Below are 22,673 nucleotides of genomic sequence, written 5' to 3' on the forward strand. Positions count from 1 at the left end.
ATGCCAGGCCCGAACGATGCCGTGGTGGTCATCAACGCCGGATCGTCGAGCATCAAGTTTTCCCTGTTCCGCGGCGCGGCGCTGGCGCCGGCCCTGAAGGGCAAGGTGGAGAACCTGTACGCCGGCAAAACTCGCTTCGTGGCGTTCGATGCCTCCGGCATGCCGGTCGGCGAACACACCTGGAACGATGCTCCGCTCGATCACGAACAGGCGATGCGGTTCCTGATCGATCACGCGGCGGAACACCTGCAGGGCATGCAGGTGCGCGCGGTGGGCCACCGCATCGTGCATGGCGGCGCGCGCTACAGTGGCCCGCAGCGGCTGGATGACGCCGTGCTCGACGAGCTGGAACAGCTGATCCCCCTCGCGCCGCTGCACCTGCCGCATAACCTGGCGCCGGTGCGCGCCGTGATGGCACTGGCCCCGCAGGTACCGCAGGTGGGCTGCTTCGACACCGCATTCCACACGGCGCAGCCGGCCCTGGCGCAGGCCTTCGCGCTGCCGCCGTCGATCACGGAGCGCGGTATAAGGCGCTACGGCTTCCACGGACTGTCGTACGAATACATTGCCAGCCGCGTGCCGGACTTCGCACCCGGCCTGGCCGGCGGGCGCGTCGTGGCCGCCCACCTGGGCAACGGCGCCAGCATGTGCGCGATGCATGCCGGCCGCAGCGTCGCCAGCACGATGGGCTTCACCGCCGTGGACGGCCTGCCGATGGGCACCCGCTGCGGCGCGCTCGATCCCGGCGTGGTGCTGTACCTTATCGATGAACTGGGCATGGACGTGCCGGCAGTACAGCGGCTGCTGTACCAGGAATCCGGGCTGCTGGGCGTTTCCGGCGTGTCGGCGGACATGCGCACGCTCGAGGCCAGCGACGACCCGCGCGCCAGGCTGGCGATCGACCTGCTGGTCTACCGCATCGGCCGCGAACTCGGCTCGCTGGCCGCCGCGCTGGGCGGTCTCGATGCGCTGGTCTTCTCCGGCGGCATCGGCGAAAACAGCGTGGCGATCCGCGCCGCCGTCTGCCGCGATGCGGCGTGGCTGGGCGTCACGCTGGACGAGGCTGCCAATGCCGCCGCCAGTTCCAACCAGATCTCCCGCATCAGCTCCGCTGCCAGCAAGGTCGAGGCATGGGTGGTGCCGGCCAACGAAGAACTGATGATCGCGCGGCATACGGTTACGCTGGTGGAGGAAGCATGAATGCCGAAGCATCGCTTCCCATCGACCGGAACCACGAGAGGACCACGATGACACGTTCCAAGCTGTTGATCGCCGGCGCGGCAGTGTGCGGCGCGCTGGCATGGCTGCCGCATGGCGCCGCGGCGGCCGACAAGGTCGAGCGGCACACGGTCGATGCCAGCACGCCGGGCACGAAGACCTTGCGCGGCAAGATCCGTGGCTATGACACGGCGGAGTACAAGTTGCAGCTGCGGCAGGGGCAGGCCCTGGCCGTCGGCATGAAGACGAACTCACGGTCGAACTACTTCAACATCACGGCGCCGGGCGCACAGGAAGCCATGTTCAACGGTTCGGTCAACGGGCTCGATTATCGGGGCAAGGTGGAACAGGATGGTGAATACACGGTGAACGTCTACCTGATGCGCAACGCGGCGCGCCGCAATGAGCGCGCGAACTATACGCTTTCCGTGGGAACGCAGCAGTGACGAAAAACCGCATGAAGCTCACGATACCAGCCAGCGCGACTTGCCTGGCCATGGCGGCGCTGCTGTTCACCGGAGCGGTCTCGGCACAAGGGCGCACTGTATCGTCCGCGGTGGAACTCGCGCGGCAGTCGGCCACCCTGAAGCCCGGCGAGTGGGTATGGGCGCCGCGCATCGCTCCGAATGGCCCGGTGCTGGTGTACGTGGACCTGTCGAGGCAACTGGCCAGCGTGTACCGTAACGGCGTACGCATCGGCGTGACGACGATCTCGAGTGGCAAGCCGGGATACCGGACGCCGACCGGCGTGTTCACGATCCTGCAGAAGGATGCCAGGCACCGCTCCAGCACCTACCACAATGCACCGATGCCTTACCAGCAGCGCCTGACCTGGGATGGCGTGGCGCTGCATGCCGGCGGGCTGCCGGGCTATCCGGAAAGCCACGGTTGCGTGCACCTGCCGCTGGCGTTTGCAAGGCAGCTGTTCACGGCTACCCGGCTCGGCACGACGGTCGTCGTCGCGGGCGATTCGGCGCACCCGGTGGCGACGGGCGGTGGCGAAGTCCTGGCCCCCTCCACGCTCGACATGAGCGGCGCCGGCGATTTCTGGACGCCGGAGAAATCGCCCGCTGGCCCCGTGACTGTCGTCTTGTCACGCGCCGACCAGGCTGCAATCGTGCTGCGCAACGGCGTGCCGATCGGCCGCTCCGCCGTGACGCTGCCGCGCGACGATGACGCCACGCACGTCCTGACGCTTGCCGGCGGCAGCGGGGATGGACAGCAATGGATCTACGCGGGCGTGGCAGGCCACGAAGGCGAGGACGGCCTGCCGGTGGACGAAGTGGCCCGCAACCGGGTGCGGATCCCGCCGGATTTCTACCGCCGCGTGACCGCACTGCTGGCGCCTGGTGCGACCTTGCTGGTCACCAGCGCCCCGCTGGCTGAAGCCGGTACGGGCACGCAACTCGCGGTGGTGAGCGGGCAGTAGGCGCGCGGCACCTCGTGCGGGGCAGCGCGACGCGTTGGCAATGCGGCAGGCCGGATGCTCGGGGAAATGTTTCTGTAAAAATGGTGACAGTCACCGTTTTTTGGGAAATCTTCCGGGAAAAATGGAGCCTGTCACCGATTTTCGGGAAATGTTTCCGGAAAAATGGTGACTGTCACCGTTTTTCACCCGCTGGCCAGGGACAGATGCCCCCCGAGCAGCAGCAGCGTGATGAAGAAGCAGCGCCGGAACAGCTGCGGCTCGAGCCGTGCGCGCAGCCGGGTGCCCAGCGCAAGGCCGACGAGTGCGGGCAGCTGGGCCAGGAACGAGATGCCGGCTTCGGCGGGTTGCCAGGCGCCGTGCCCGGCCAGCATCACGGCCAGCGCCAGCGTCGACACCGTGAACGACAGGCCCATCGCCTGCACCAGTTCTTCCTTCTCCAGCCCGAGCGCCTGCAGGTAAGGCACCGCAGGCAGCACGAACACGCCGGTGACCGCCGTCAGCACGCCAGTGGCCGCGCCCACCAGTGGTCCCAGCCACGGCTCCTGCCCGGCACGCACCTGCCAGCGCCACGACGACAATCCGAGCAGCGCGTACAGCAGCAGCGCGGCGCCGAGGACCGCCCGGCCATCGCCCTTTGCCAGGAACGCGCCGCCGACCAGCGTGCCGGCGCAAACGCCCACCAGCATCAGCCGAAGGCGGAGCCATAGCGCGTAAAGGCCCCGCCGTTCCAGCATCTGCCATACGTTCGTCAAAAGCGAAGGCACGACCAGGATTGCCGCCGCCTGCAGGGGTGGCATCACGAGGCCCAGCAGGGCCATCGCCACGGTCGGCAAGCCGATGCCGGTGACGCCTTTCACCATGCCGGCCAGCACGAACACCATGCAGATGTACAAAAGATGATTTTCCATGGCCGCAGTATGGCGCTCCTGCGGGGTGCCGGAAATGTGGAATATACTGCCCGAGCCTTCGGATTCTACGAAGGCTGGAGAACCCATGCGATTCGACCTGACCGACCTGAAACTGTTCCTGCGCGTCGTGGAAAGCGGCAGCATCACAGCCGGCGCCGCGCAGGCCCACCTTGCCCTCGCCTCCGCCAGCGCCCGCGTGCGCGGCATGGAGGATGCGCTTGGCGTACCGCTGCTGCAGCGCAGCCGCCGTGGCGTGGAGCCCACCGACGCCGGCCGCACGCTGCTGCACCATGCGCGGCTGATCACGCAGCAGATGGAAAAGATGCGCGCCGACCTGGGCGAATACGCCACCGGCCTGAAAGGCCACGTGCGCCTGCTGTGCAATACGTCGGCGCTGACGGAATTCCTGCCCGATGCGCTGGCCGCCTTCATGGCGGCGCATCCACACGTCAATGTCGATCTCGAGGAACGCCTGTCCAGCGATATCGTGCAGGCGATGCGCGACGGCCTGGCCGATATCGGCATCGTCACCGATTCGGTCGACAGCAGCGGGCTGGAGACCCGGCTGTTCTGCGAAGACCGGCTGGTGCTGGCGCTGCATCCGGCCCACCCGCTCGGCAAGGGCCTGCGTCGCAATGCCGCGCTGCCGTTCGCGGCCACGGTAGAACACGACTTCATCGGCCTGGCGGGCGACAGCGCGCTGCAGATGTACCTCGGCGAACAGGCGACCAGGCTGGGCAAGCGGCTGCGCTACCGCGTGCGGGTGCGCAGCTTCGATGCGATCTGCCGCATGGTGGCCAGCGGCGCCGGTCTCGCCGTACTGCCCGAATCGGCCGTGGTGCGCTCGCGTGACGCGGCCAACCTCAAGGTGGTGCGGCTGGCCGATGCATGGACACGGCGGCGCCTGCTGCTGTGCACGCGCAGCTACACCGACCTGCCGGGCTATGCGCAGGAATTGGCCGATGCGCTGGCCGATGCGCCGGCGGCCCATGCGACAATACCGGCTCCCGGTTAACGAGACGCGATATGGAAAATTTTGCACGGCGGCGCGACCGCTTCGAGATGTTCGACAGCATGGACAGCCCGGCCCTGAACCTGTCGTTCCCGCTGGAGCTGCCCGACTTCCGTCCTTGGTGCAAGGCCAACGGCCTGCCCCCCTTCCACGTGCTGCTATGCGCCGTGCTGCGTGCGGCGATGAAGATCGAGAACTTCCGCTGGCGCATCCATGACGGCGAGGTCTTCGAGATCGACCGCCTGATCCCTTCCTTCACCGTGATCAACCAGCACAACGACCTGAATTTCGCGATGTTCGAGTGGTCGGACGATCTGCGGGAATTCGCCGCCCGTGGCAGCGCCGCGCGCGAGGCGGCGTCGAACATGGTGCAGTTCAACGAACCCTACCGGGCACTCGCACCGCGCGAGGCGAAACACCAGATGTTCGTGACCTGCATCCCTTGGCTCGCTTTCACGTCGATCCAGCATCCGACGGCGGCGCTTGCCTGCCCGGACATTCCGTCGCTCGCCTGGGGCAAGTTCCGCGACGGCGCACCGGGCCAGCTGGTGCTGCCGTTCTCGGTGCAGGCGCACCACGGCTTCGTGGATGGCTTCCACGTGCACCAGCTGGGAGAACAGATCGCCGCCGAGCTGGCGGCGATCATCGAGCCTACTTAAACCACCTTCGCCCGCTCCAGCATGGCGTGCAGCAGCACGTTGCAGCCGGCCTCCAGGTGCGCCGGCTGGGCATCCTCGATCTCGTTATGGCTGATGCCGTCCTTGCACGGCACGAAGATCATGCCGGACGGCGCGAGGCGCGCCGCGTAGATCGCGTCGTGCCCGGCGCCGGAGACCACGTCCATGGTCGGGTAGCCCAGCTTCGCGGTGGCGCTGCGCACGGCGCCGACCACGTCCGGGTGGAACGGGCATGGCGGGTAATACGACACCCGTTCCAGCTTCACGTCGAGCCCGGAATCCGCGGCCACCTTCGCGACGAAGGCGGTGATCTCCTCGTGCATCGTGTTCAGCAGTTCGTCGTTCACGTTGCGCAGGTCGATCGAGAATTTCACCTGGCCGGGGATCACGTTGCGGCTGTTGGGGAACACCTGCATCATGCCGACCGTGCCGCGGCCATAGGGTGGATAGCGGTTGGCGATCGCCACCACCTCGGGAATGATGCGCGCGGCCACCTGCATCGCGTCGCGCCGCAAATGCATCGGCGTCGGGCCGGCATGCGCTTCCATGCCGGACACGGTGCAGTCATACCATGACAGGCCCATCACGGCCGGTACCACGCCGATCTCCTTGTCCGCATCTTCCAGCACCGGGCCCTGCTCGATGTGCGTCTCGAAGTAGGCGCCGATCGGATGGTCGCCCGGCACCTGGGTGCCTTTGTAGCCGATGCGCTCCAGTTCCTCGCCGACGGTCTTGCCGTCGACATCCTTCGCCGCGTATGCGTGTTCCAGCGTGAACGCGCCGCAGAACACGCCGGAACCCATCATCACGGGTACGAAGCGCGAGCCTTCCTCGTTGGTCCAGAAGGCCACCTCGATCGGCGCTTCGGTGCGGATACCGTGGTCGTTCAGCGTGCGCACCACTTCCAGGCCGGCCAGCACGCCATAGTTGCCGTCGAACTTGCCGCCGGTGGGCTGCGTGTCGATATGGCTGCCGGTCATCACCGGCGGCAAGGAATCGTTGGTACCGGCGCGGCGCATGAACACGTTGCCGATCTGGTCGACGGTCACCGTCATGCCCGCGGCCTTCGCCCAGCCGACGACAAGGTCGCGGCCCTGGCGGTCCAGGTCCGTGAGCGCCAGGCGCTTCACGCCACCCTTTTCGGTGGCGCCGATCTGCGCCAGTTCCATCAGCGCATCCCACAGGCGCTGGCCATCGATCCGCAGCGCCTCCACGGATACTCCAGGCGTCACCGCTTCAGTCATGTCGTTCATCTGGCGTCCTTTCAGCTTGCGGAAACAGGTTTGAATGCGGGGCGGTCGACGTGCCGGCCTGCGCCTTCCACGGCCATCAGCTCGCCGCGGTGGAACACCACCTTGCCGGCTGCGACCGTGGTGCTCGGAATTCCCTTCACGGTGCGGCCCTCGAACACGTTGAAGCCGCCCTTGGCAAACTGCGTCTTCGCCGAGATCGTGCGCGTGCCGGCCGGATCCCAGACGACGACGTCAGCGTCGGCACCGGCCTGCACGACACCCTTGCGTGGATAGATGTTGAAGATCTGCGCCGCGTTGGCGGACGTGACCTTGACGAATTCGGATGGCGTCAGCAGGCCACTGTTTACCCCCTCATCCCAGATCACCGCCATGCGGTCCTCGACGCCGCCGCAGCCGTTCGGGATCTTCGTGAAATCGTCGCGGCCGGCGGCCTTCTGCTCGGCGCAGAACGTGCAGTGGTCGGTGGCGGTGGTGTGCAGGTTACCGCCGCGCAGGCCCTGCCACAGCGCGCGCTGGTGCTCCTTGCTTCGGAACGGGGGGCTCATCACATGCCCGGCGGCGAAGTCGAAGTCCGGGTTCTGGTAGACGCTGTCGTCGATGATCAGGTGCCCCGCCAGCGCTTCGCCATACACCCGCTGGCCGGCCGCGCGGGCACGGGTGATCGCATCGAGCGATTCCTTGCACGATACGTGCACGATGTACAGCGGCGTTTCCAGCACGCCGGCGATCGCGATCGCGCGGTTGGCCGCTTCGGCTTCCACGGCCGGTGGCCGCGACAGCGGATGTGCCGACGGCCCGGTGATGCCGCGGGCCAGCAGGTCGCGCTGCAACTGGTACACCAGCTCGCCGTTCTCCGCGTGCACGGTGGGGATCGCGCCCAGCTCCAGGGAGCGGCGGAAGCTTTTCACCAGGGTCTCGTCGTCCGCCATGATGGCGTTCTTGTAGGCCATGAAGTGCTTGAAGCTGTTGACGCCATGGTCGCGCACCAGCACGCCCATTTCCTCGTGCACGCGGTCGGACCACCAGGTGATCGCCACGTGGAAGGTGTAGTCGCCGGCCGCCTTCGCGGCCCAGCCGCGCCACTGGTGGTAAGCCTCCAGCAGCGGCTGCTGCGGATTCGGGATGACGAAATCGATGATGGTCGTGGTGCCGCCGGCCAGGCCGGCCGCCGTGCCCGTAAAGAAATCGTCGGCCGTCACGGTACCCATGAAGGGCAGGTTCATGTGCGTGTGCGGATCGATCCCGCCCGGCATCACGTACTGGCCGGATGCGTCGATGACCTGCGCGCCCGCCGGCGCTTCCAGGCTGTCGCCGACGGCGACGATCCGGTCGCCGTCGCACAGCACATCGGCACGGAAGGCGCGGTCCGCATTGACGACGGTACCGCCTCGGATGATCAGGCTCATTTGGTGTCTCCGTTCAGGGCCGGGGTGGCGGGACGGAACGCGGCCAGCTGCATCATTGCCGCATAGGCGACAGCCGCGATCGCGATGCCCACGAACCAGGCATAGGTATAGATGGTCTTGAAGGTGTCGCCGACATCCGGGAACGCGCTGGGGAACGCCGCGTTCAGGAAGCCGGGGATGTTCGGCAGCACGCCGAGGACGAAGGCGATGACGGCCGCCATGTTCCAGCCGGAGCCGTACGAATAGATGCCGTGCTCCCGGTACAGTTCCGCCACATCCAGCTCGGTCTTGCGCACCAGGTAGTAGTCGACGATCAGCACCCCGGCGATGGGGCCCAGCAGCGCCGAATAGCCGATCAGCCACGTGAAGATGTAGCCCTGGGTGGTTTCCAGCAGCTTCCACGGCATCATCGCCAGCGCGATGCCGGCCGTGATGTAGCCACCGGTGCGGTAGGAAATACGCTTCGGCGCGAGTGCGGAAAAGTCATATGCCGGGCCGACCAGGTTGGCGGCCAGGTTCACGCTGACGGTATCGACCAGCAGCACGATCAGCGCGACCAGCACGGCCACGCCGGTCATCCGCGCGGCCAGGTCGACCGGGTCCCACAGCGCCTTGCCGTACAGGACGACGGTGGCCGACGTGACGATCACCGCCAGCGCCGCCAGGAGCCCCATCGGTACCGGCAGGCCGATGGACTGGCCCACGATCTGGTCCTTCTGCGACTTGGCGAACCGGGTGAAGTCGGGAATGTTCAGCGCCAGCGTGGCCCAGAAGCCCACCATCGCCGTCAGCGATGGCCAGAAGGCGGTCCAGAACTGGCCTTCCTTCGGCTGGCCGGGTGCGAACTGCGACGGCTTGTCCAGCATCGGGCCGAAGCCGCCCGCCTTGTCGTACACCCACCACAGCAGCACGAAGCAGATCAGGATCTTCAGCGGCGCGGTGTAGGTCTCGAGCTTGCGGATCGCATCCATGCCGTGGACGATGTAGTACATCTGGATCGCCCAGAACGCCAGAAAGCACAGCAGCTGCGCGCCGTTAATGCCCAGCCAGCCGATCTTCTCGCCGCCGATCGGCGCTCCCATGAGCACGCCCAGCAGCGTATAGATCATGCTGCCGCCGAACCAGGTCTGGATACCGTACCAGCCGCAGGCGACGATGGCGCGCAACAGCGCCGGCAGCTTGGCGCCATCCGTGCCGAACGACGCGCGCGCCAGCACCGCGTAGGGAATCCCGTACTTGGTGCCGGCATGGCCGATCGCCAGCATCGGCACCAGCACGATGGCGTTGGCGAGGAACACGGTGAGCACCGCCTGCCACGCCGACATGCCGCCTTCGACGAGGCTGGCCGACAGGGTGTAGGCGGGAATGCACATCACCATGCCGACCCAGAGCGCCGCGAAGTGGTACCACAGCCACGTTCGCTGGGCGGCGGTGGTGGGCGCGAGGTCTTCGTTCCACAGGTGGGGGTTGGCTTTGATGTCGTGGTTCACTGGGCTCTCTCCTGGGTTGGATCGTTGTTTGCTGAGTGGTTGCCTCAGCTTTTTCACCCAACGGCAAATGCAGGGGTCAGACCCGCCGGGTCTGACCCCAGGTTTTGCTCTCGGGGTCTGGGTTTATGGTAACGGCCCTTTGAAGCCGCAGCCTCAAGCCGCCGTCGGCACCTGCTCCGCCCGCGGATTGCGCGGATCCTGCGTCCAGTTCATGTACGCCTTGCCGGTCTGCTGCGGCTGCATGGTGATGCAGCCCTGCACCGGGCAGGTGATCTCGCACAGGTTGCAGCCCACGCATTCGCTGTCGATGACTTCATAGGTGCGCTTGCCCGTGGCTTCGTCGACCAGCCGGGCGACGGCCTGGTGCGAGGTATCCTCGCAGGCCACGTGGCAGCGCCCGCAGCCGATGCAATCGGCCTGGCTGATGTGCGCGATGGTCTTGAAGTTCATGTCCAGGTATTTCCAGTCGGTGGTGTTCGGCACCGCCCGGCCGCGGAATTCCTCGATCGTGCGGTAGCCCTGGCTGTCCATCCAGCGCGCCAGGCCATCCTTCATTTCCTCGACGATCCGGAAGCCATGCAGCATCGCCGCCGTGCACACCTGCACGCAGCCGGCCCCCAGCGCGATGAACTCGGCGGCGTCGCGCCAGTTGTTGATGCCGCCGATGCCGGAAATCGGCAGGCCGCGCGTTTCCGGATCGCGCGCGATCTCGGCCACCATGTTCAGCGCGATCGGTTTCACGGCCGTGCCGCAGTAGCCGCCGTGCGTGCTCGCCGAGCCCACCGTGGGCAGCGCCACCATGCGCTCCAGGTCGATCGACGTGATCGAATTGATGGTATTGATCAGGGAGACCGCGTCCGCGCCGCCGTTCTTCGCGGCGCGCGCCGGCTGGCGGATGTCGGTGATGTTCGGCGTCAGCTTCACGATCACCGGCAACTTGCTGTGCTTCTTGCACCACGCCGTGACCATGCCGACATATTCCGGCACCTGCCCAACGGCGGCGCCCATGCCCCGCTCGGGCATGCCGTGCGGGCAGCCGAAATTGAGTTCGATGCCGTCAGCGCCGGTCGCTTCCACTTTCGGCAGGATGTCGGCCCAGTAGTGCTCCTCGCAGGGCAGCATCAGCGACACGACGATGGCCCGGTCCGGCCACGCTTCCTTGACGGCGGTGATCTCGCGCAGGTTGATGTCGAGCGAGCGGTCGGTGATCAGTTCGATGTTGTTGAAGCCGATGACTTCGCGGTTCTTGCCGTAGATGGCCGAGTAGCGCGACGACACGTTGACGGCCGGTGGATCCTCGCCCAGCGTCTTCCACACCACGCCGCCCCAGCCGGCCTCGAAGGCGCGGATGACGTTATAGGCCTTGTCGGTGGGCGGCGCGGACGCCAGCCAGAAAGGGTTGGGCGACTTGATGCCGCAGAAGTCGATGGACAGGTCAGCGAGGTTACTCATTATGCGGCCTCCAGTTTCGATTGAAGTTCGGCGTGGATCGCCATGGCCGCCAGCTTGCCGTGCTGGACCGCCTGCACCGTCAGGTCCTGCCCCGGTGCCACGCAATCGCCGCCGGCGTAGATGCCGGGCAGCGCGGTGCGGAAGTGTTCGTCGACGTGGATGCGGTCGCCGTCGCGTTTCAGCAGCGTGGCCAGCGGATCGGCCAGTGCCGCATCGTCCATCGTCTGGCCGATCGCCTTGAAGATGGCATCGGCGGCGATCTCGAACGTTTCGCCGGTGCCAGCGAGGCGGTTGCCCTCCAGGCGCGTTTTCTCGAAACGCATGCCCTGCACGCGGCCGGCGGCATCGAGCAGCACCTGCTGCGGCTGGGCCCACGTGCGCATGCGCACCTGATTGGCCTTGGCGATGTCCTGCTCGTGGTGGGTGGCGCTCATGGCGTCGAAGCCGCGGCGGTACACCAGCGTCACCTCTTCCGCGCCGAGCCGCTGGATCTGTACCGCCATGTCGATCGCCGTGTTGCCGGCGCCGATCACGATGGCGCGTTTCGGCACCGGCAGCGCGGACAGGTCGGCGGCCTGGCGCAGCTCGGCGATGTAGTCGACCGCGGCCAGCAGGCCCGGCGCGTCCTCGCCCGTCAGGCCCAGTTGCCGGCTGGCGCCCAGTCCCAGGCCGAGGAACACGGCGTCGTAGTTGGCGTGCAGGTCTTTCAGGTGCAGGTTGTCGCCCAGCTTCTGGCCCAGGCGGATCTCGATGCCGCCGATGCCCATCAGGAAGTCCACCTCGCGCTGCGCGAAATCGTCGGTGAGCTTGTACTTCGCGATGCCGTATTCGTTCAGGCCACCCGCCTTGTCCTGCGCCTCGAACACGACCACGTCGTTGCCCAGCATCGCCAGGCGGTGCGCGCACGACAGGCCCGCCGGGCCGGCGCCGACCACGGCGATCTTGCGGCCGGTGGCTTTCGCGCGCTGGAACGGATGGTCCGTAAAGCTCATGTTGTCGGTGGCGTAGCGCTGCAGCAGCGCGATCTTCACGGGCTGGCCTTCGGCATCGTGGTTGCGCACGCAGGCGTCTTCGCACAGGATCTCGGTCGGGCAGACCCGCGCGCAGCTGCCGCCGAAGATGTTCTGCTTCAGGATGCCGAGCGCGGCGCCGTCGACGTTGCGGTCGTGGATGTTGCGGATGAAGCTGGCCACGTCGATCTCGGAGGGGCAGATGCGCGTGCAGGGCGCGTCGTAGCAGTACAGGCAGCGGGCTGCCTCGATCGCGGCCTGGCGCGCATTCAGCGGCGGGGCGAGGTCGGTGAAGTGGGTGGCCAGCTCGCTGTTCGTGGAGCTGGGGTGCGGAATGTAGTTGAGTGAGTCGAGCATGGTTCTGGTTCCTGGCTTGGCTGGGTTGGATCCTGACTTCACTTCATGCGAACCGTTGGGTTTCGATTGCACCCCAACCGCAAAACCTGGGGTCAGACCCGGCGGGTCTGACCCCGGTCTCTGCCTGGGGTTTCGGTCAGCGTGATCGGCGCGCTTGCCTTGTTTACTTCATCGATTGCTTCGCTTCCTTACTTCATCTGTGGGAATGCAAATTCCGCGCCAGCGCTGGCGGTATTGGGCCAGCGCTGCATCACGGCCTTGTGCCGCGTGTAGAAGCGCACGCCTTCCGGACCGTAGGCGTGGTGATCGCCGAACAGGCTGCGCTTCCAGCCGCCGAAGCTGTTGAAGGCCATCGGCACCGGCAGCGGCACGTTCACGCCCACCATGCCCACCTGGATCTGCCGCACGAATTCGCGCGCCACGCCGCCATCGCGCGTGAACACGGCCACGCCGTTGCCGTATTCATTGCGGTTGATGAGCTCCACGGCGCTGCCCACGTCGGGCAGCCGCATCACGCACAGCACCGGGCCGAAGATTTCTTCCTTGTAGATCGTCATGTCCGGCGTGACGTGGTCGAACAGCGTACCGCCGACGAAGAAGCCGTTGGGCCGATCGGCGACCTTGAAATTGCGGCCGTCGACGACCAGCTTCGCGCCCTGCTCCACGCCCTCGCCGATCAGCCGCTCGATGCGCTGCTTGGCGGCCAGCGTGACGACCGGGCCCATCTCGGCATCGTGCGCCATGCCGTCGCGTACTTTCAGTGCGGCCGTGCGCCGTTCGAGTGCGCCGACCAGTGCATCGCCCGCATCGCCGATCGCCACGACGACGGAAATCGCCATGCAGCGTTCGCCGGCCGAACCGTAGGCGGCGCCCATCAGTGCGTCGACCGCCATGTCCATGTCGGCGTCGGGCATCACCACCATGTGGTTCTTCGCGCCGCCCAATGCCTGCACGCGCTTGCCGTTCGCGCTGCCTTTCGCGTAGATGTATTCGGCGATCGGCGTCGAGCCGACGAAGCTCACGGCCTGCACGTGCGGGTGCTCCAGCAGCGCATCGACCACCAGCTTGTCGCCCTGTACGACGTTGAACACGCCGTCCGGCAAGCCGGCCTTCTTCAGCAGTTCGGCATGCAGCAGCGATGGCGAAGGATCGCGCTCCGATGGCTTGAGCACGAAGGTGTTGCCGCATGCGAGCGCCACCGGGAACATCCACATCGGCACCATCACGGGGAAGTTGAACGGCGTGATGCCGGTGACGACGCCGAGCGGCTGGCGCATCGACCACGCATCGATGCCGCGCGCGATCTGGTCGGTGAACTCGCCTTTCAGCAGTTGTGGAATGCCCAGCGCGAATTCGACGACCTCGATGCCGCGCGCCACTTCGCCGCGCGCATCGGCCAGGGTCTTGCCGTGCTCGCGCGTCAGCATCGCCGCGAATTCCTCGGTGTGCTGCTGGCACAGTTGCAGGTATTTCGCCAGCACGCGGGCGCGCGCCAGCGGCGGCGTATCGGCCCAGGCGGGGAACGCCGCGTGGGCGGCCTGCACGGCGGCATCGACTTCGTCGGCGCTGCCAAGGGCCACGCGGGCCACGGGTTCGCCGAGCGCGGGATTGTAGACGTCGGCATAGCGGCCGCTGCGCGTGTCCGCTTTGGCGCCGCTGATGTAATGCGTGATGGTATCCATGTCGGTCATCTTGGTCTCGTTCAGGTTATGTCATGTCGGGACAGCGCGGTATTGCGACTGCAATGGTCACGCCAGGATCGTGTCGGCCGGCACGTAGTCGTAGCCCAGGTCGCGAGCCACCGCTTCGTACGTGACCTGGCCGAGGCAGACGTTGAGGCCATTCCTCAGGTGCGGGTTGGCTTGCAGGGCTTTCTTCCAGCCCTTGTCCGCCAGTGCCAGCGCATGGCCGATGGTGGCGTTGTTCAGGGCGAAGGTGGAGGTGCGGGCGACGGCGCCGGGCATGTTCGCGACGCAGTAATGCACCACGCCGTCGACGACGAAGGTGGGTTGTTCGTGCGTGGTAGCGTGCGAGGTTTCAAAACAGCCGCCCTGGTCGATGGCCACGTCGACCACGACCGCGCCCTGCTTCATCTTCGCCACCATCTGGCGCGTGACGAGCTTGGGCGCGGCGGCGCCGGGCACCAGCACGCCGCCGATCACGAGGTCCGCGCCCAGCACGGCTTCCTCGATGGTGTGGGCATTCGAGTACATCGTCTGCACGCGGTTGCCGAACACGAGGTCGAGCTGGCGCAGGCGGTCGACGCTCTTGTCGAGCACCGTCACGCGTGCGCCCATGCCCACGGCGATCTGCAGCGCATTGGTGCCGACCACGCCGGCGCCGATGATGGCCACGTGCCCGGGCGCCACGCCGGGCACGCCGCCCAGCAGCAGGCCCATGCCGCCCTTCGATTTTTCCAGGTGCGCGGCGCCGGCCTGCACGGCCATGCGCCCCGCCACCTCGCTCATCGGCGCCAGCAGCGGCAGGCCGCCGTTCTGGCCGGTGATGGTTTCATAGGCGATGCAGACGGCTCCCGATTCGACCAGCGCCCGGGTTTGCGCGGGGTCGGGAGCGAGGTGCAGGTAGGTGTAGAGGATCTGGCCTTCGCGCAGCATCGCGCACTCCTGCGGCTGCGGTTCCTTGACCTTGACGATCATTTCGGCGCGCTCGAAGATCTCGCCGGCGGTGGCGACGATCGTCGCACCGGAAGCTTCGTACATCGCATCGGTCAGGCCGATGGCGGCGCCGGCATTGCGTTCGACGAGCACGGGGTGGCCGCGCAGCGTCAGTTCCTTCACGCTGGCCGGGGTAAGGCCGACGCGGGATTCCTGGTTCTTGATTTCCTTGGGTACGCCTACGAGCATGGTATGTCTCCTTTTAGGCTTTGGGGGGTGGTGATGCTTGACGCGTTTGCTTTTGGCCCGCGGCGGTCGAGAACCAGTGTCAGACACCTTTTCTGTTACGCGACACATTGAAAGTGCATGAGTTCACCCCAACAGCGAAGATCTGGGGTCAGACCCGCCGGGTCTGACCCCGGAATTTGCACTTGGGGTGGGTGAAAATTAACAGCATTAGTGCCCGACCCCGGCTTTGCGGCCGCTGGCGTCAATCCAGCGCTTTCAGGATCTTCGCCAGCTTGCCGAACAGCTCGTCGATATGCTGCTTCTCGAACACCAGCGGCGGCGACAGCGCGATGATGTCGCCGGTCACGCGAATGAGTACGCCGTCGGCGAAGGCTTTCTTGAAGGCGGTATAGGCGCGCACGCCGGGCTTGCCGGGGATCGGCGCCAGTTCGATGCCGGCGATCAGGCCGATGCAGCGCAGGTCGATCACGTGCGGCAGGTCCTTCAGCGAGTACACCGCGTCGGCCCAGTAATCCTGCAAGCCCTTCGCATGCTCGATGATGCGCTGTTCCTCGAACACTTCCAGCGTGGCCAGCGAAGCGGCGCAGGCCAGCGGATGGCCGGAATAGGTATAGCCGTGAAACAGTTCGATGCCGGCCGGCGAGTCCATGAACGCGTCGTACACGAAGCCCTTCGTGAACACGGCGCCCATCGGCACGGTGCCGTTGGTGAGGCCCTTCGCGGTGGTCATCATGTCTGGCTCGACGCCGAAATAATCGGATGCGAACGGCGTCGCCATGCGGCCGAAGCCCGTGATCACCTCGTCGAAGATCAGCAGGATGCCGTGCTTCGTGCACAGTTCGCGCAGGCGCTTCAGGTAGCCCTTCGGCGGGATCAGCACGCCGGTGGAACCGGCCACCGGCTCGACGATCACGGCGGCGATGGTGGAAGCGTCGTGCAGCGCGACGATGCGTTCCAGTTCATCGGCCAGGTGCGCGCCGTATTCGGGTTCGCCGCGCGTAAAGGCGTTCTTTTCCAGGTTGTGCGTGTGCGGCAGGTGGTCCACGCCCGGCAGCAGCGCGCCGTACTGCTTGCGGTTGCCGGCGATGCCGCCGACCGAGATGCCGCCGAAGCCCACGCCGTGGTAGCCGCGCTCGCGGCCGATCAGCCGGGTGCGTGCCGGCTCGCCGCGCGCCCTGTGGTAGGCCAGCGCCATCTTCAGCGCCGTATCCACCGCTTCCGAACCGGAGTTCGTGTAGAACACGTGGCCGAACTTGTGGTTCGTGTAGGCCATCAGCTTCTCGGCCAGTTCGAACGCGGTCGGGTGGCCCATCTGGAACGTCGGCGCGAAGTCCAGCTTGCCCACCATCTCGCGCACCGCGGCCACGATCTTCGGCTGCGCATGGCCGCACGGCACGCACCACAGGCCCGCGGTACCGTCGAGCACCTGGTTCCCGTCGATATCCGTGTAATGCACGCCGGCGGCGGAAACCAGCAGCCGTGGGCTGGCCTTGAAGTCGCGGTTATTGGTGAAGGGCATCCAGAAGGCGCCCATCGAATCGGGAGACTGCGCGGGATGCTGCGGGGAGGAAGTTGCGGGATGCTGCGCGGATAGATTTTCTGGTCGGTTCATGCGATCTCCCATGGGCCGGAAGGCCCGAAAATTATTTACCAGTTGGCAAAATGATGATGCAATAATAGACACGCCGGTCACTATGTCACATATACACAATCGGCAAGGCGTTCCAACCGTACTGGTCTTAAAAACACTACAGTTCAACCGATGGCAAGCAGACGAATTCCCGCGCCGGAAGCGCCGGCACCAGCGACCGTCGCGGCATGGCCCGCGATCGTCATCGAGCGGGCCAGCAAGGGCAGCCTGGTCGACAAGATCGTTGCGGTGCTGACGGCGATGATCTCGGGCAAGGAGCTGCGGATCGGCACGAAGATGCCTTCCGTGCGCCAGTTCGCGAAGTGTAATGGCGTGAGTACCTTCACAGTCGTGGAAGCCTATGACCGGCTGGTCAACCTGGGCCTGCTGTCGTCGCGGCGCGGTTCCGGCTATTACGTGGCACGCCACGAGATCGCCTCGCAGCTGCCGCCGGCCATCGTGGCCGGGCCGGCCACGGTCGATGCACTCACTTCCGATCTGTACTCCGGCGTCGCCGATGCGCTGCCCGTGGGCGCCGGCTGGCTGCCGCCCGAGTGGTATGGCGAGGACACCATCCTCGACGCGGTGCGCCACGCCATGCGCATTCCCGCCAACCGCCTGCGCGGCTATGGCCACCCGCTGGGCTTTCCCGCCCTGCGCCAGCACGTGGCGGCCGTGCTGACCGACGAGCTGTTCCCCGCCGAGGCGGACCAGGTGCTGCTGACCCATGGCGCCACCCATGCGTTCGACCTGGTGCTGCGCACCCTGACGCGGCCCGGCGACACCGTGTTCGTCGAAGACCCCGGCTACAGCAACCTGCTGTCGCTGATCCGCCACCACGGCTGCAACGCGGTCGGCATTCCACGCGGCGAACATGGCCTGGACCTGGAGGCGCTGGCCGCGCGGGCCCGCCAGGCGCAGCCCAAGCTCATGTTCGTCAACACCGTGCTGCAAAACCCGCTGGGCACCTCGCTGTCGCAGGCGCAGGCGCACCGGCTGCTGGCGCTGGCCGAGCAGTTCGATTTCTGGCTGGTGGAAGATGACATCTACCGCGACCTCGCCGGCAGGGGCGAAGCGTCGTTGGCGGCGATGGATGGCTTGCGGCGCGTGATCCGCGTCGGCAGTTTTTCCAAGACGCTGTCGCCGGTGCTGCGGGTGGGGTCGATCTGCGCATCCGGCTCGCTGATGCCGGAGCTGGTGCGGGTGAAGATGCTGACGGGCCTGACGACGTCCGAAGTCAATGAACGGGCGGTGTACCACGCGGTCACCGGCCGCGCCTACCGCAGGATGGTCGACCGGCTGGTGGCCCAGCTCGACGCGGGCCGCGAGCGCACCATCGAGGCGCTGGCCGACGTGGGCATGGAACCGGTGGCGCGGCCGCGCGGCGGCATGTTCGTCTCGGCCGGCTGGAACGTGCCGCCGGCGCCGGACTGCAACGCCCGCACCATCGCCGATGCCGCGCTGCGCGCCGGCATCCTGCTGTCGCCGGACGAATTTTTCCTGCTGCGGCCCAGCACCACTATCTGGTTCCGCTTCAACGTGGCGTATGCGCACGACCCCGTGCTGCGCGCCTTCCTGCAATCGGCATTCGCGCCACTGTCACGGAGACTGTCATGAACGGCAAGAAGGGAGCCCATCACGGAGCCCATAATGAAGTCCGTAACGAAGCCCATAGCGAAGCCCGTAACGGAGCCCGTAACGAAGCCCATAGTGAAGCCCGTAACGAAGCTCATAACGAAGCTCCTACTGCCGCCGCGTCGCGGCGCATGCTGAACCGCGACCGGCTCGAGGCGGATATCGCCGCGGTTGCGGTGCGCGTGTTCGCGGAGTGCGGCTACGAAGGCGCGTCGGTGGCGGCGATCGCGGAAGGCGCCGGGCTGTCGAAGCAGAACCTGATGTACTACTTCCCCACCAAGCAGGAGCTGTACCGCCGCGTGCTGGACGATGTGCTCGACGACTGGCTGGAACGCATGTCCAGCCTTGCGCGGGCCGCCGAGGACGATGCGCCGGCCGATGTGCTGCGCGCCTACGTGCAGGCCAAGCTGCGCTTCTCGCAGGAGCAGCCATACGCATCGCGCGTGTATGCGATGGAAGTGATCGGCGGGGCCAGGTTGTACGGCGGGCAGATCAGGGAACGCGTGGTGCCGGTGCTCAGGCGCGATATCGACGTGTTCGAGCGGTGGATCGCCGCCGGGCGCATCGCGCCCGTGAACGCCACCCACCTGCTGTTCGCGATCTGGGCGATGACGCAGTCCTACGCGGACTTCGCCGCGCAGATGGCGCTGGTGCTGGACCGGCGCCAGTTGCTGAAGAAGGATTACCAGGAAGCCGAGGATACCATCGTGGGCCTCGTGCTGGCGCTGGTCCAGGCGCGCGGCGCCTGAAGCGGGCCGCGCCTGAACCGGGCCGCGAATATCAGGCGCGGAAGCTTTCCTCGCGGCGGCGCAGGCCGCCCACACCCAGCACGGCCAGGCCCGCCATGACCATGGCGACGGTGCTCGGCTCCGGCACCGGCGACAGCGCATCGACATTGCCGGTGAACGGCTGCACGTGCACCTGCGCCTGCAGGTCCAGCGCCCTGGCGAACAGGCCGCCTTCGATGTCGCGCGTGTTGGTCACCAGTGCATCGGTGGCCAGCACGGCACCGCCGAACTGGGTGGCGATGGTGAGGTTGGTGGCATCGTAGAAATTCCAGATCACCTGGCTGCCGATCCCCTGTGCACTGCCGCCGAGGAAGTTGGCGTGGATCGAAGCGCCGGTGATGTCCGTGTTCATGATCACCGTGCTGGCGCCGTTCAGGTTGAACTGGAATTCGTTCAGGGCGAACAGCGTGTCGTCGATGCCCGTCAGGTCGAACACCGCCACGCCGTTGCCATCCAGCTGCGCGGTGAACGTGGCCTTCGAGCCGCTGATGTCGACGGTGCTGCCGGTCGACTTCAGTTGCGCCAGCGTGTTCGACAGGCCGCCCAGCACGCCGGCGAAATCGGTCGACGTGGCCGCCGCGCTGGCGGTGGCGAAGTCCGCCGTCAAGCCCTTGAACGCGCCGCCATTGGTGTTCGTGTTCGCCACCGCGCCGAGCACCGTGGCGCCGCCGTTGATGTTCGAGTTCGATGCGCTGCCGCCCACCCAGGCGCCGCCGTTGACGTTCGAGTTGGCCAGGCTGCCGCCGATGGTCGCGCCGCCGTTGAAGGTGGAATTCGCTGCGCTGCCGGCCACCTGCGAGGCCCGGTTCAGCGTGGAATTGGCAACATCGCCACCCACCACGCTGGTGCCCTCGTTGACGGTCACGCCGTTGAGCGAACCGCTGGTGACCACGCCGCCGCGGTTGACCGTGACCCGGCTGGTGTTGCCCCAGGCATCCGTGGCGCCCTTCACGCTGGCCGCGGTCAGGCCGGCATAGTCCGATGCCGGCGCCTTGCCGAGCTGGTTGCCGTATTCGCCGCCGGTGACGCTGCCCGCGGCCCAGGTGCGGCCGTGCACATGGCCGCCCGAGGTGGCCGTGATGGTCGTCAGCGAGACGGCATTCATCTGGTTCAGCACCTGCGTGGCCGTCAGCGGCTCGGCGGCGGCGGCCACCTGGGTGCCGAACGCTGCGGACAGGATGGCGGCAGTGAGACTGGTGCGTAGCATGGTTATTCCTTGATGTTCTCTAATTGCAATATTTATTACATATAGGATACCACGGACAGGTCCATTTCTTGCGGCCGGTCAAGCGATCGGGTGAGTTTCGGTCGTTTCGTATGAGCATTCGTGTTGCTTTTTGCGCCCATTCATCGGCCGCTGTCGCAAATCGTCCCGCGAAACCGCCCGTTCGTCGGATCGCCGTTCCACCGCGCAGCCCGCCGCACTACAGTGCAGGCATCGATACCTGGAGGCTTGCAATGAAAACCATCAACAAGACTTGTACGGAAACCTTGCGCGAAGCGTATGACGCGACCGTGCGGATCGTGCGGCACGCGATGCGCCGCCTGGACCGCATGCCTTGGCCGAGCCTGCTGGCGGTGTGCGTGATGCTGGCGCTGCTGATCACCGTGCTGCCGCTGGCGCTGACCCTGTTCGTGCTGTTCCTGCTCGTCAAGCTGGTGGCGGGCGCACTGGGCGGCAAGCAGCACTACCGGCCGCGCCACCGCGACCCCGCCCACCAGAACGGCCAATGAGCGGACAACCAGGCAAGCGATGAAGACAGCGGCAAGCGGCGCCCGCGGCGCCATGGGATTCGTGCGCGAACTGGGCGAAACCGCCAGCTCGCTGTGGTGGCAATTCTTCGACTGGCTGGCCCAGGTGCCGATGCGCCAGCTCGTGGTGACCTGGGTGCTGGCGACGCTGCTGGCCTGCACGCCGGTGATCCACCCCGAGCAGGTGGTGGCATTCATCTTCATTTCGCTGGGCCTGAAGGTGCTGGCGGGCGGCAAGCGCAAGGCCGAGATCGAGGCGCGCCGCGCTTCCGAACAGGCCGGCACCGAAGAACTGGAACGCCGGCTGGTGGAAGCGCGCATGGCCGCGCTGCAGGCCCAGGTGGAACCGCATTTCCTGTTCAACACGCTGGCCCTGATCGGCCAGCTGATCGAAACCGATCCGCCGCAGGCGGCGCGCATCCACCAGCACCTGATCGACTACCTGCGCTCGACCTTGCCGCAGATGCGCTCGCGCGGCAATGGCACGCTGGGCCGGCAGATCGCGCTGTCGCGCTCCTACCTGGCGATCATGCAGGCGCGCATGAAGGCGCGGCTGGCCGTGTCGATCGACGTGCCGCCCGAACTGGAGAGCGCCACGTTTCCGCCGATGATGCTGCAGATCCTCATCGAGAATGCCATCAAGCACGGGCTGGAGCCGAAGATCGAAGGCGGCCGGATCGATATCCGCGCCGCCGCCACCGGCACCATGCTGCAGGTGGACGTGCAGGATGACGGGGTGGGCTTTTCCTGCTTCGGCGGCGACGGCATCGGCCTGGCCAACGTGCGCGAGCGCCTGAAGCTGATGTACGGCACGCGCGCCGAACTGCAGATCGAAACCCCGCCCGAGGGCGGATGCCGGGCCGCCATCCGGGTACCGTTCGCGCCGGACATCTTCGCGGAAAAATCCCCATGAGAAGGCTGCAATGAAGGCGCCCACCGCCCTGATCGCGGACGATGAAGAACCGATGCGCGACATGCTGCGCACCCGGCTGCGCGAATGCTGGCCGGAACTGGCCATCACGGCCGAGGCGGCCAATGGCGTGGAAGCGATCGCGCTGGCCGGGCAGCACCAGCCGGACGTGGTATTCCTCGACATCCGCATGCCCGGGCCGTCCGGCATCGAAGCGGCGCGCATGCTGTTCAACCGGTGCCACATCGTGTTCGTCACCGCCTACGACCAGTATGCGATCGAGGCGTTCGAACAGGGCGCGCTGGACTACCTGCTGAAGCCGGTGGGCGGCGAGCGGCTGAAGACCACGTGCGCGCGGCTGAAGGAACGCATCGGGCAGCGGCCGCACGATATCGCGGCGCAGTTGTCGCGGCTGCTCGACGGGCGCGGCGGCGGCGAGCCCGGCCGCGGCGGCAAGCGCGATTACCTGCACTGGATCCAGGCCCAGGTGGGCAGCAGCCTGCGCATGATCAGCACGCGCGAGATCCTGTTCTTCCAGGCCGATGAAAAGTACACCCGGGTGCAGACGGCGCAGGGCGAAGTCCTGATCCGCAAGACGCTGAAGGAACTGGCGGACGAGCTCGATCCGGATGAATTCTGGCGCATCCACCGCTCCACGCTGGTGCGCGTGGATGCGATCGCGGAAGTCACCCGCGACCTGCGCGGGCGGCAGATGGTCCGCGTGAAGAACTGCCCGGAACAGCTCGAAGTCAGTCGCGGCAACACCCATTTATTCCAGCAAATGTAGGCGGTCGTGCGGCGGCTCATGCGTCGCACGCGGGGCCCGCCGGTCGTACCTGACTTTGCTTGCCGTGCCTTGTGCGCTGGTCTATATTGGGGTTT

At 66.6% G+C, this 22,673-nt stretch carries 20 protein-coding genes; 10 read left to right on the forward strand and 10 right to left on the reverse strand.

Annotation, left to right across the window (positions count from 1 at the left end; all coding sequences use genetic code 11):
• From EYF70_RS23305 to EYF70_RS23315, 3 genes are read left to right on the forward strand one after another with little or no spacing between them, the layout of a single operon-like run.
• Window positions 1–1,200: an acetate/propionate family kinase gene (locus EYF70_RS23305; protein ID WP_131147520.1), complete on the forward strand. Its 1,200-nt coding sequence runs from the start codon at window positions 1–3 to the stop codon at window positions 1,198–1,200.
• Window positions 1,197–1,664, forward strand: a complete 468-nt coding sequence (locus EYF70_RS23310; RefSeq protein WP_131147521.1) for a hypothetical protein — start codon at window positions 1,197–1,199, stop codon at window positions 1,662–1,664. The genes EYF70_RS23305 and EYF70_RS23310 overlap by 4 nt, the downstream gene beginning before the upstream one ends.
• Window positions 1,665–1,675: 11 nt before the next feature.
• Entirely contained in the window at window positions 1,676–2,647 is a 972-nt protein-coding gene (locus EYF70_RS23315) for a L,D-transpeptidase (protein ID WP_131147522.1), read from the forward strand.
• 182 nt (window positions 2,648–2,829) lie between these two features.
• Here EYF70_RS23315 and EYF70_RS23320 read toward each other — a convergent pair whose 3' ends face one another.
• Window positions 2,830–3,555 carry a sulfite exporter TauE/SafE family protein gene (locus EYF70_RS23320; RefSeq protein ID WP_131147523.1) on the reverse strand — a complete coding sequence of 242 codons (726 nt, stop codon included), beginning with the start codon at window positions 3,553–3,555 and terminating at the stop codon, window positions 2,830–2,832.
• A gap of 85 nt (window positions 3,556–3,640) precedes the next feature.
• On the opposite strand from EYF70_RS23320, the gene EYF70_RS23325 reads away from it, so the two are divergent.
• Window positions 3,641–4,570 carry a LysR substrate-binding domain-containing protein gene (locus EYF70_RS23325; protein WP_131147524.1) on the forward strand — a complete coding sequence of 310 codons (930 nt, stop codon included), beginning with the start codon at window positions 3,641–3,643 and terminating at the stop codon, window positions 4,568–4,570.
• Between the two features lie 11 nt (window positions 4,571–4,581).
• Window positions 4,582–5,226 carry a CatA-like O-acetyltransferase gene (locus tag EYF70_RS23330; protein ID WP_131147525.1) on the forward strand — a complete coding sequence of 215 codons (645 nt, stop codon included), beginning with the start codon at window positions 4,582–4,584 and terminating at the stop codon, window positions 5,224–5,226.
• On the opposite strand, the gene EYF70_RS23335 is transcribed toward EYF70_RS23330, so the two are convergent.
• The 8 genes from EYF70_RS23335 to aptA all read right to left on the reverse strand — a co-directional run bounded on the left by EYF70_RS23335 (window position 5,223) and on the right by aptA (window position 16,610).
• On the reverse strand, window positions 5,223–6,497 hold the full coding sequence (locus EYF70_RS23335; RefSeq protein WP_503826278.1) for a Zn-dependent hydrolase: 1,275 nt from the start codon (window positions 6,495–6,497) through the stop codon (window positions 5,223–5,225). The genes EYF70_RS23330 and EYF70_RS23335 overlap by 4 nt on opposite strands.
• Window positions 6,498–6,508: 11 nt before the next feature.
• Window positions 6,509–7,903 carry a dihydropyrimidinase gene (gene hydA / locus EYF70_RS23340; protein WP_131147526.1) on the reverse strand — a complete coding sequence of 465 codons (1,395 nt, stop codon included), beginning with the start codon at window positions 7,901–7,903 and terminating at the stop codon, window positions 6,509–6,511.
• Complete coding sequence (locus EYF70_RS23345) at window positions 7,900–9,393, reverse strand: NCS1 family nucleobase:cation symporter-1 (protein ID WP_131147527.1); 1,494 nt, start codon at window positions 9,391–9,393, stop codon at window positions 7,900–7,902. Before EYF70_RS23345 ends, hydA begins: the two co-directional genes overlap by 4 nt.
• 153 nt (window positions 9,394–9,546) lie before the next feature.
• Complete coding sequence (gene preA / locus EYF70_RS23350; RefSeq protein WP_131147528.1) at window positions 9,547–10,845, reverse strand: NAD-dependent dihydropyrimidine dehydrogenase subunit PreA; 1,299 nt, start codon at window positions 10,843–10,845, stop codon at window positions 9,547–9,549.
• Window positions 10,845–12,212 carry an NAD(P)-dependent oxidoreductase gene (locus EYF70_RS23355; RefSeq protein ID WP_131147529.1) on the reverse strand — a complete coding sequence of 456 codons (1,368 nt, stop codon included), beginning with the start codon at window positions 12,210–12,212 and terminating at the stop codon, window positions 10,845–10,847. Before EYF70_RS23355 ends, preA begins: the two co-directional genes overlap by 1 nt.
• Before the next feature lie 188 nt (window positions 12,213–12,400).
• Entirely contained in the window at window positions 12,401–13,903 is a 1,503-nt protein-coding gene (locus EYF70_RS23360; protein WP_131147530.1) for a CoA-acylating methylmalonate-semialdehyde dehydrogenase, read from the reverse strand.
• Between the two features lie 57 nt (window positions 13,904–13,960).
• Window positions 13,961–15,076, reverse strand: a complete 1,116-nt coding sequence (ald, locus tag EYF70_RS23365; RefSeq protein ID WP_131147531.1) for an alanine dehydrogenase — start codon at window positions 15,074–15,076, stop codon at window positions 13,961–13,963.
• A 241-nt stretch (window positions 15,077–15,317) separates the two neighbouring features.
• The gene (gene aptA / locus EYF70_RS23370) at window positions 15,318–16,610 is read right to left on the reverse strand and encodes an omega-aminotransferase AptA (protein ID WP_131149301.1); all 1,293 of its coding nucleotides are present in this window, start codon (window positions 16,608–16,610) and stop codon (window positions 15,318–15,320) included.
• 228 nt (window positions 16,611–16,838) lie between these two features.
• Between aptA and EYF70_RS23375 the strand changes: the two genes are divergently transcribed.
• Together EYF70_RS23375 and EYF70_RS23380 are read left to right on the forward strand one after the other, a co-directional pair.
• On the forward strand, window positions 16,839–18,323 hold the full coding sequence (locus EYF70_RS23375) for an aminotransferase-like domain-containing protein (protein WP_131147532.1): 1,485 nt from the start codon (window positions 16,839–16,841) through the stop codon (window positions 18,321–18,323).
• A 149-nt stretch (window positions 18,324–18,472) separates the two neighbouring features.
• Window positions 18,473–19,090, forward strand: a complete 618-nt coding sequence (locus tag EYF70_RS23380) for a TetR/AcrR family transcriptional regulator (RefSeq protein ID WP_131147533.1) — start codon at window positions 18,473–18,475, stop codon at window positions 19,088–19,090.
• Window positions 19,091–19,121: 31 nt separating this feature from the next.
• On the opposite strand, the gene EYF70_RS23385 is transcribed toward EYF70_RS23380, so the two are convergent.
• On the reverse strand, window positions 19,122–20,336 hold the full coding sequence (locus tag EYF70_RS23385; RefSeq protein WP_131149302.1) for a choice-of-anchor A family protein: 1,215 nt from the start codon (window positions 20,334–20,336) through the stop codon (window positions 19,122–19,124).
• Between the two features lie 251 nt (window positions 20,337–20,587).
• Between EYF70_RS23385 and EYF70_RS23390 the strand changes: the two genes are divergently transcribed.
• From EYF70_RS23390 to EYF70_RS23400, 3 genes are read left to right on the forward strand one after another with little or no spacing between them, the layout of a single operon-like run.
• Window positions 20,588–20,863, forward strand: a complete 276-nt coding sequence (locus EYF70_RS23390; RefSeq protein ID WP_131147534.1) for a hypothetical protein — start codon at window positions 20,588–20,590, stop codon at window positions 20,861–20,863.
• 19 nt (window positions 20,864–20,882) lie between these two features.
• On the forward strand, window positions 20,883–21,794 hold the full coding sequence (locus tag EYF70_RS23395; RefSeq protein WP_131147535.1) for a sensor histidine kinase: 912 nt from the start codon (window positions 20,883–20,885) through the stop codon (window positions 21,792–21,794).
• A 10-nt stretch (window positions 21,795–21,804) separates the two neighbouring features.
• Window positions 21,805–22,578: a LytR/AlgR family response regulator transcription factor gene (locus EYF70_RS23400; RefSeq protein ID WP_131147536.1), complete on the forward strand. Its 774-nt coding sequence runs from the start codon at window positions 21,805–21,807 to the stop codon at window positions 22,576–22,578.
• Window positions 22,579–22,673 lie beyond the last annotated feature (95 nt).

It is taken from the genome of Pseudoduganella albidiflava (assembly GCF_004322755.1).
Lineage (GTDB): Bacteria > Pseudomonadota > Gammaproteobacteria > Burkholderiales > Burkholderiaceae_D > Rugamonas > Rugamonas albidiflava.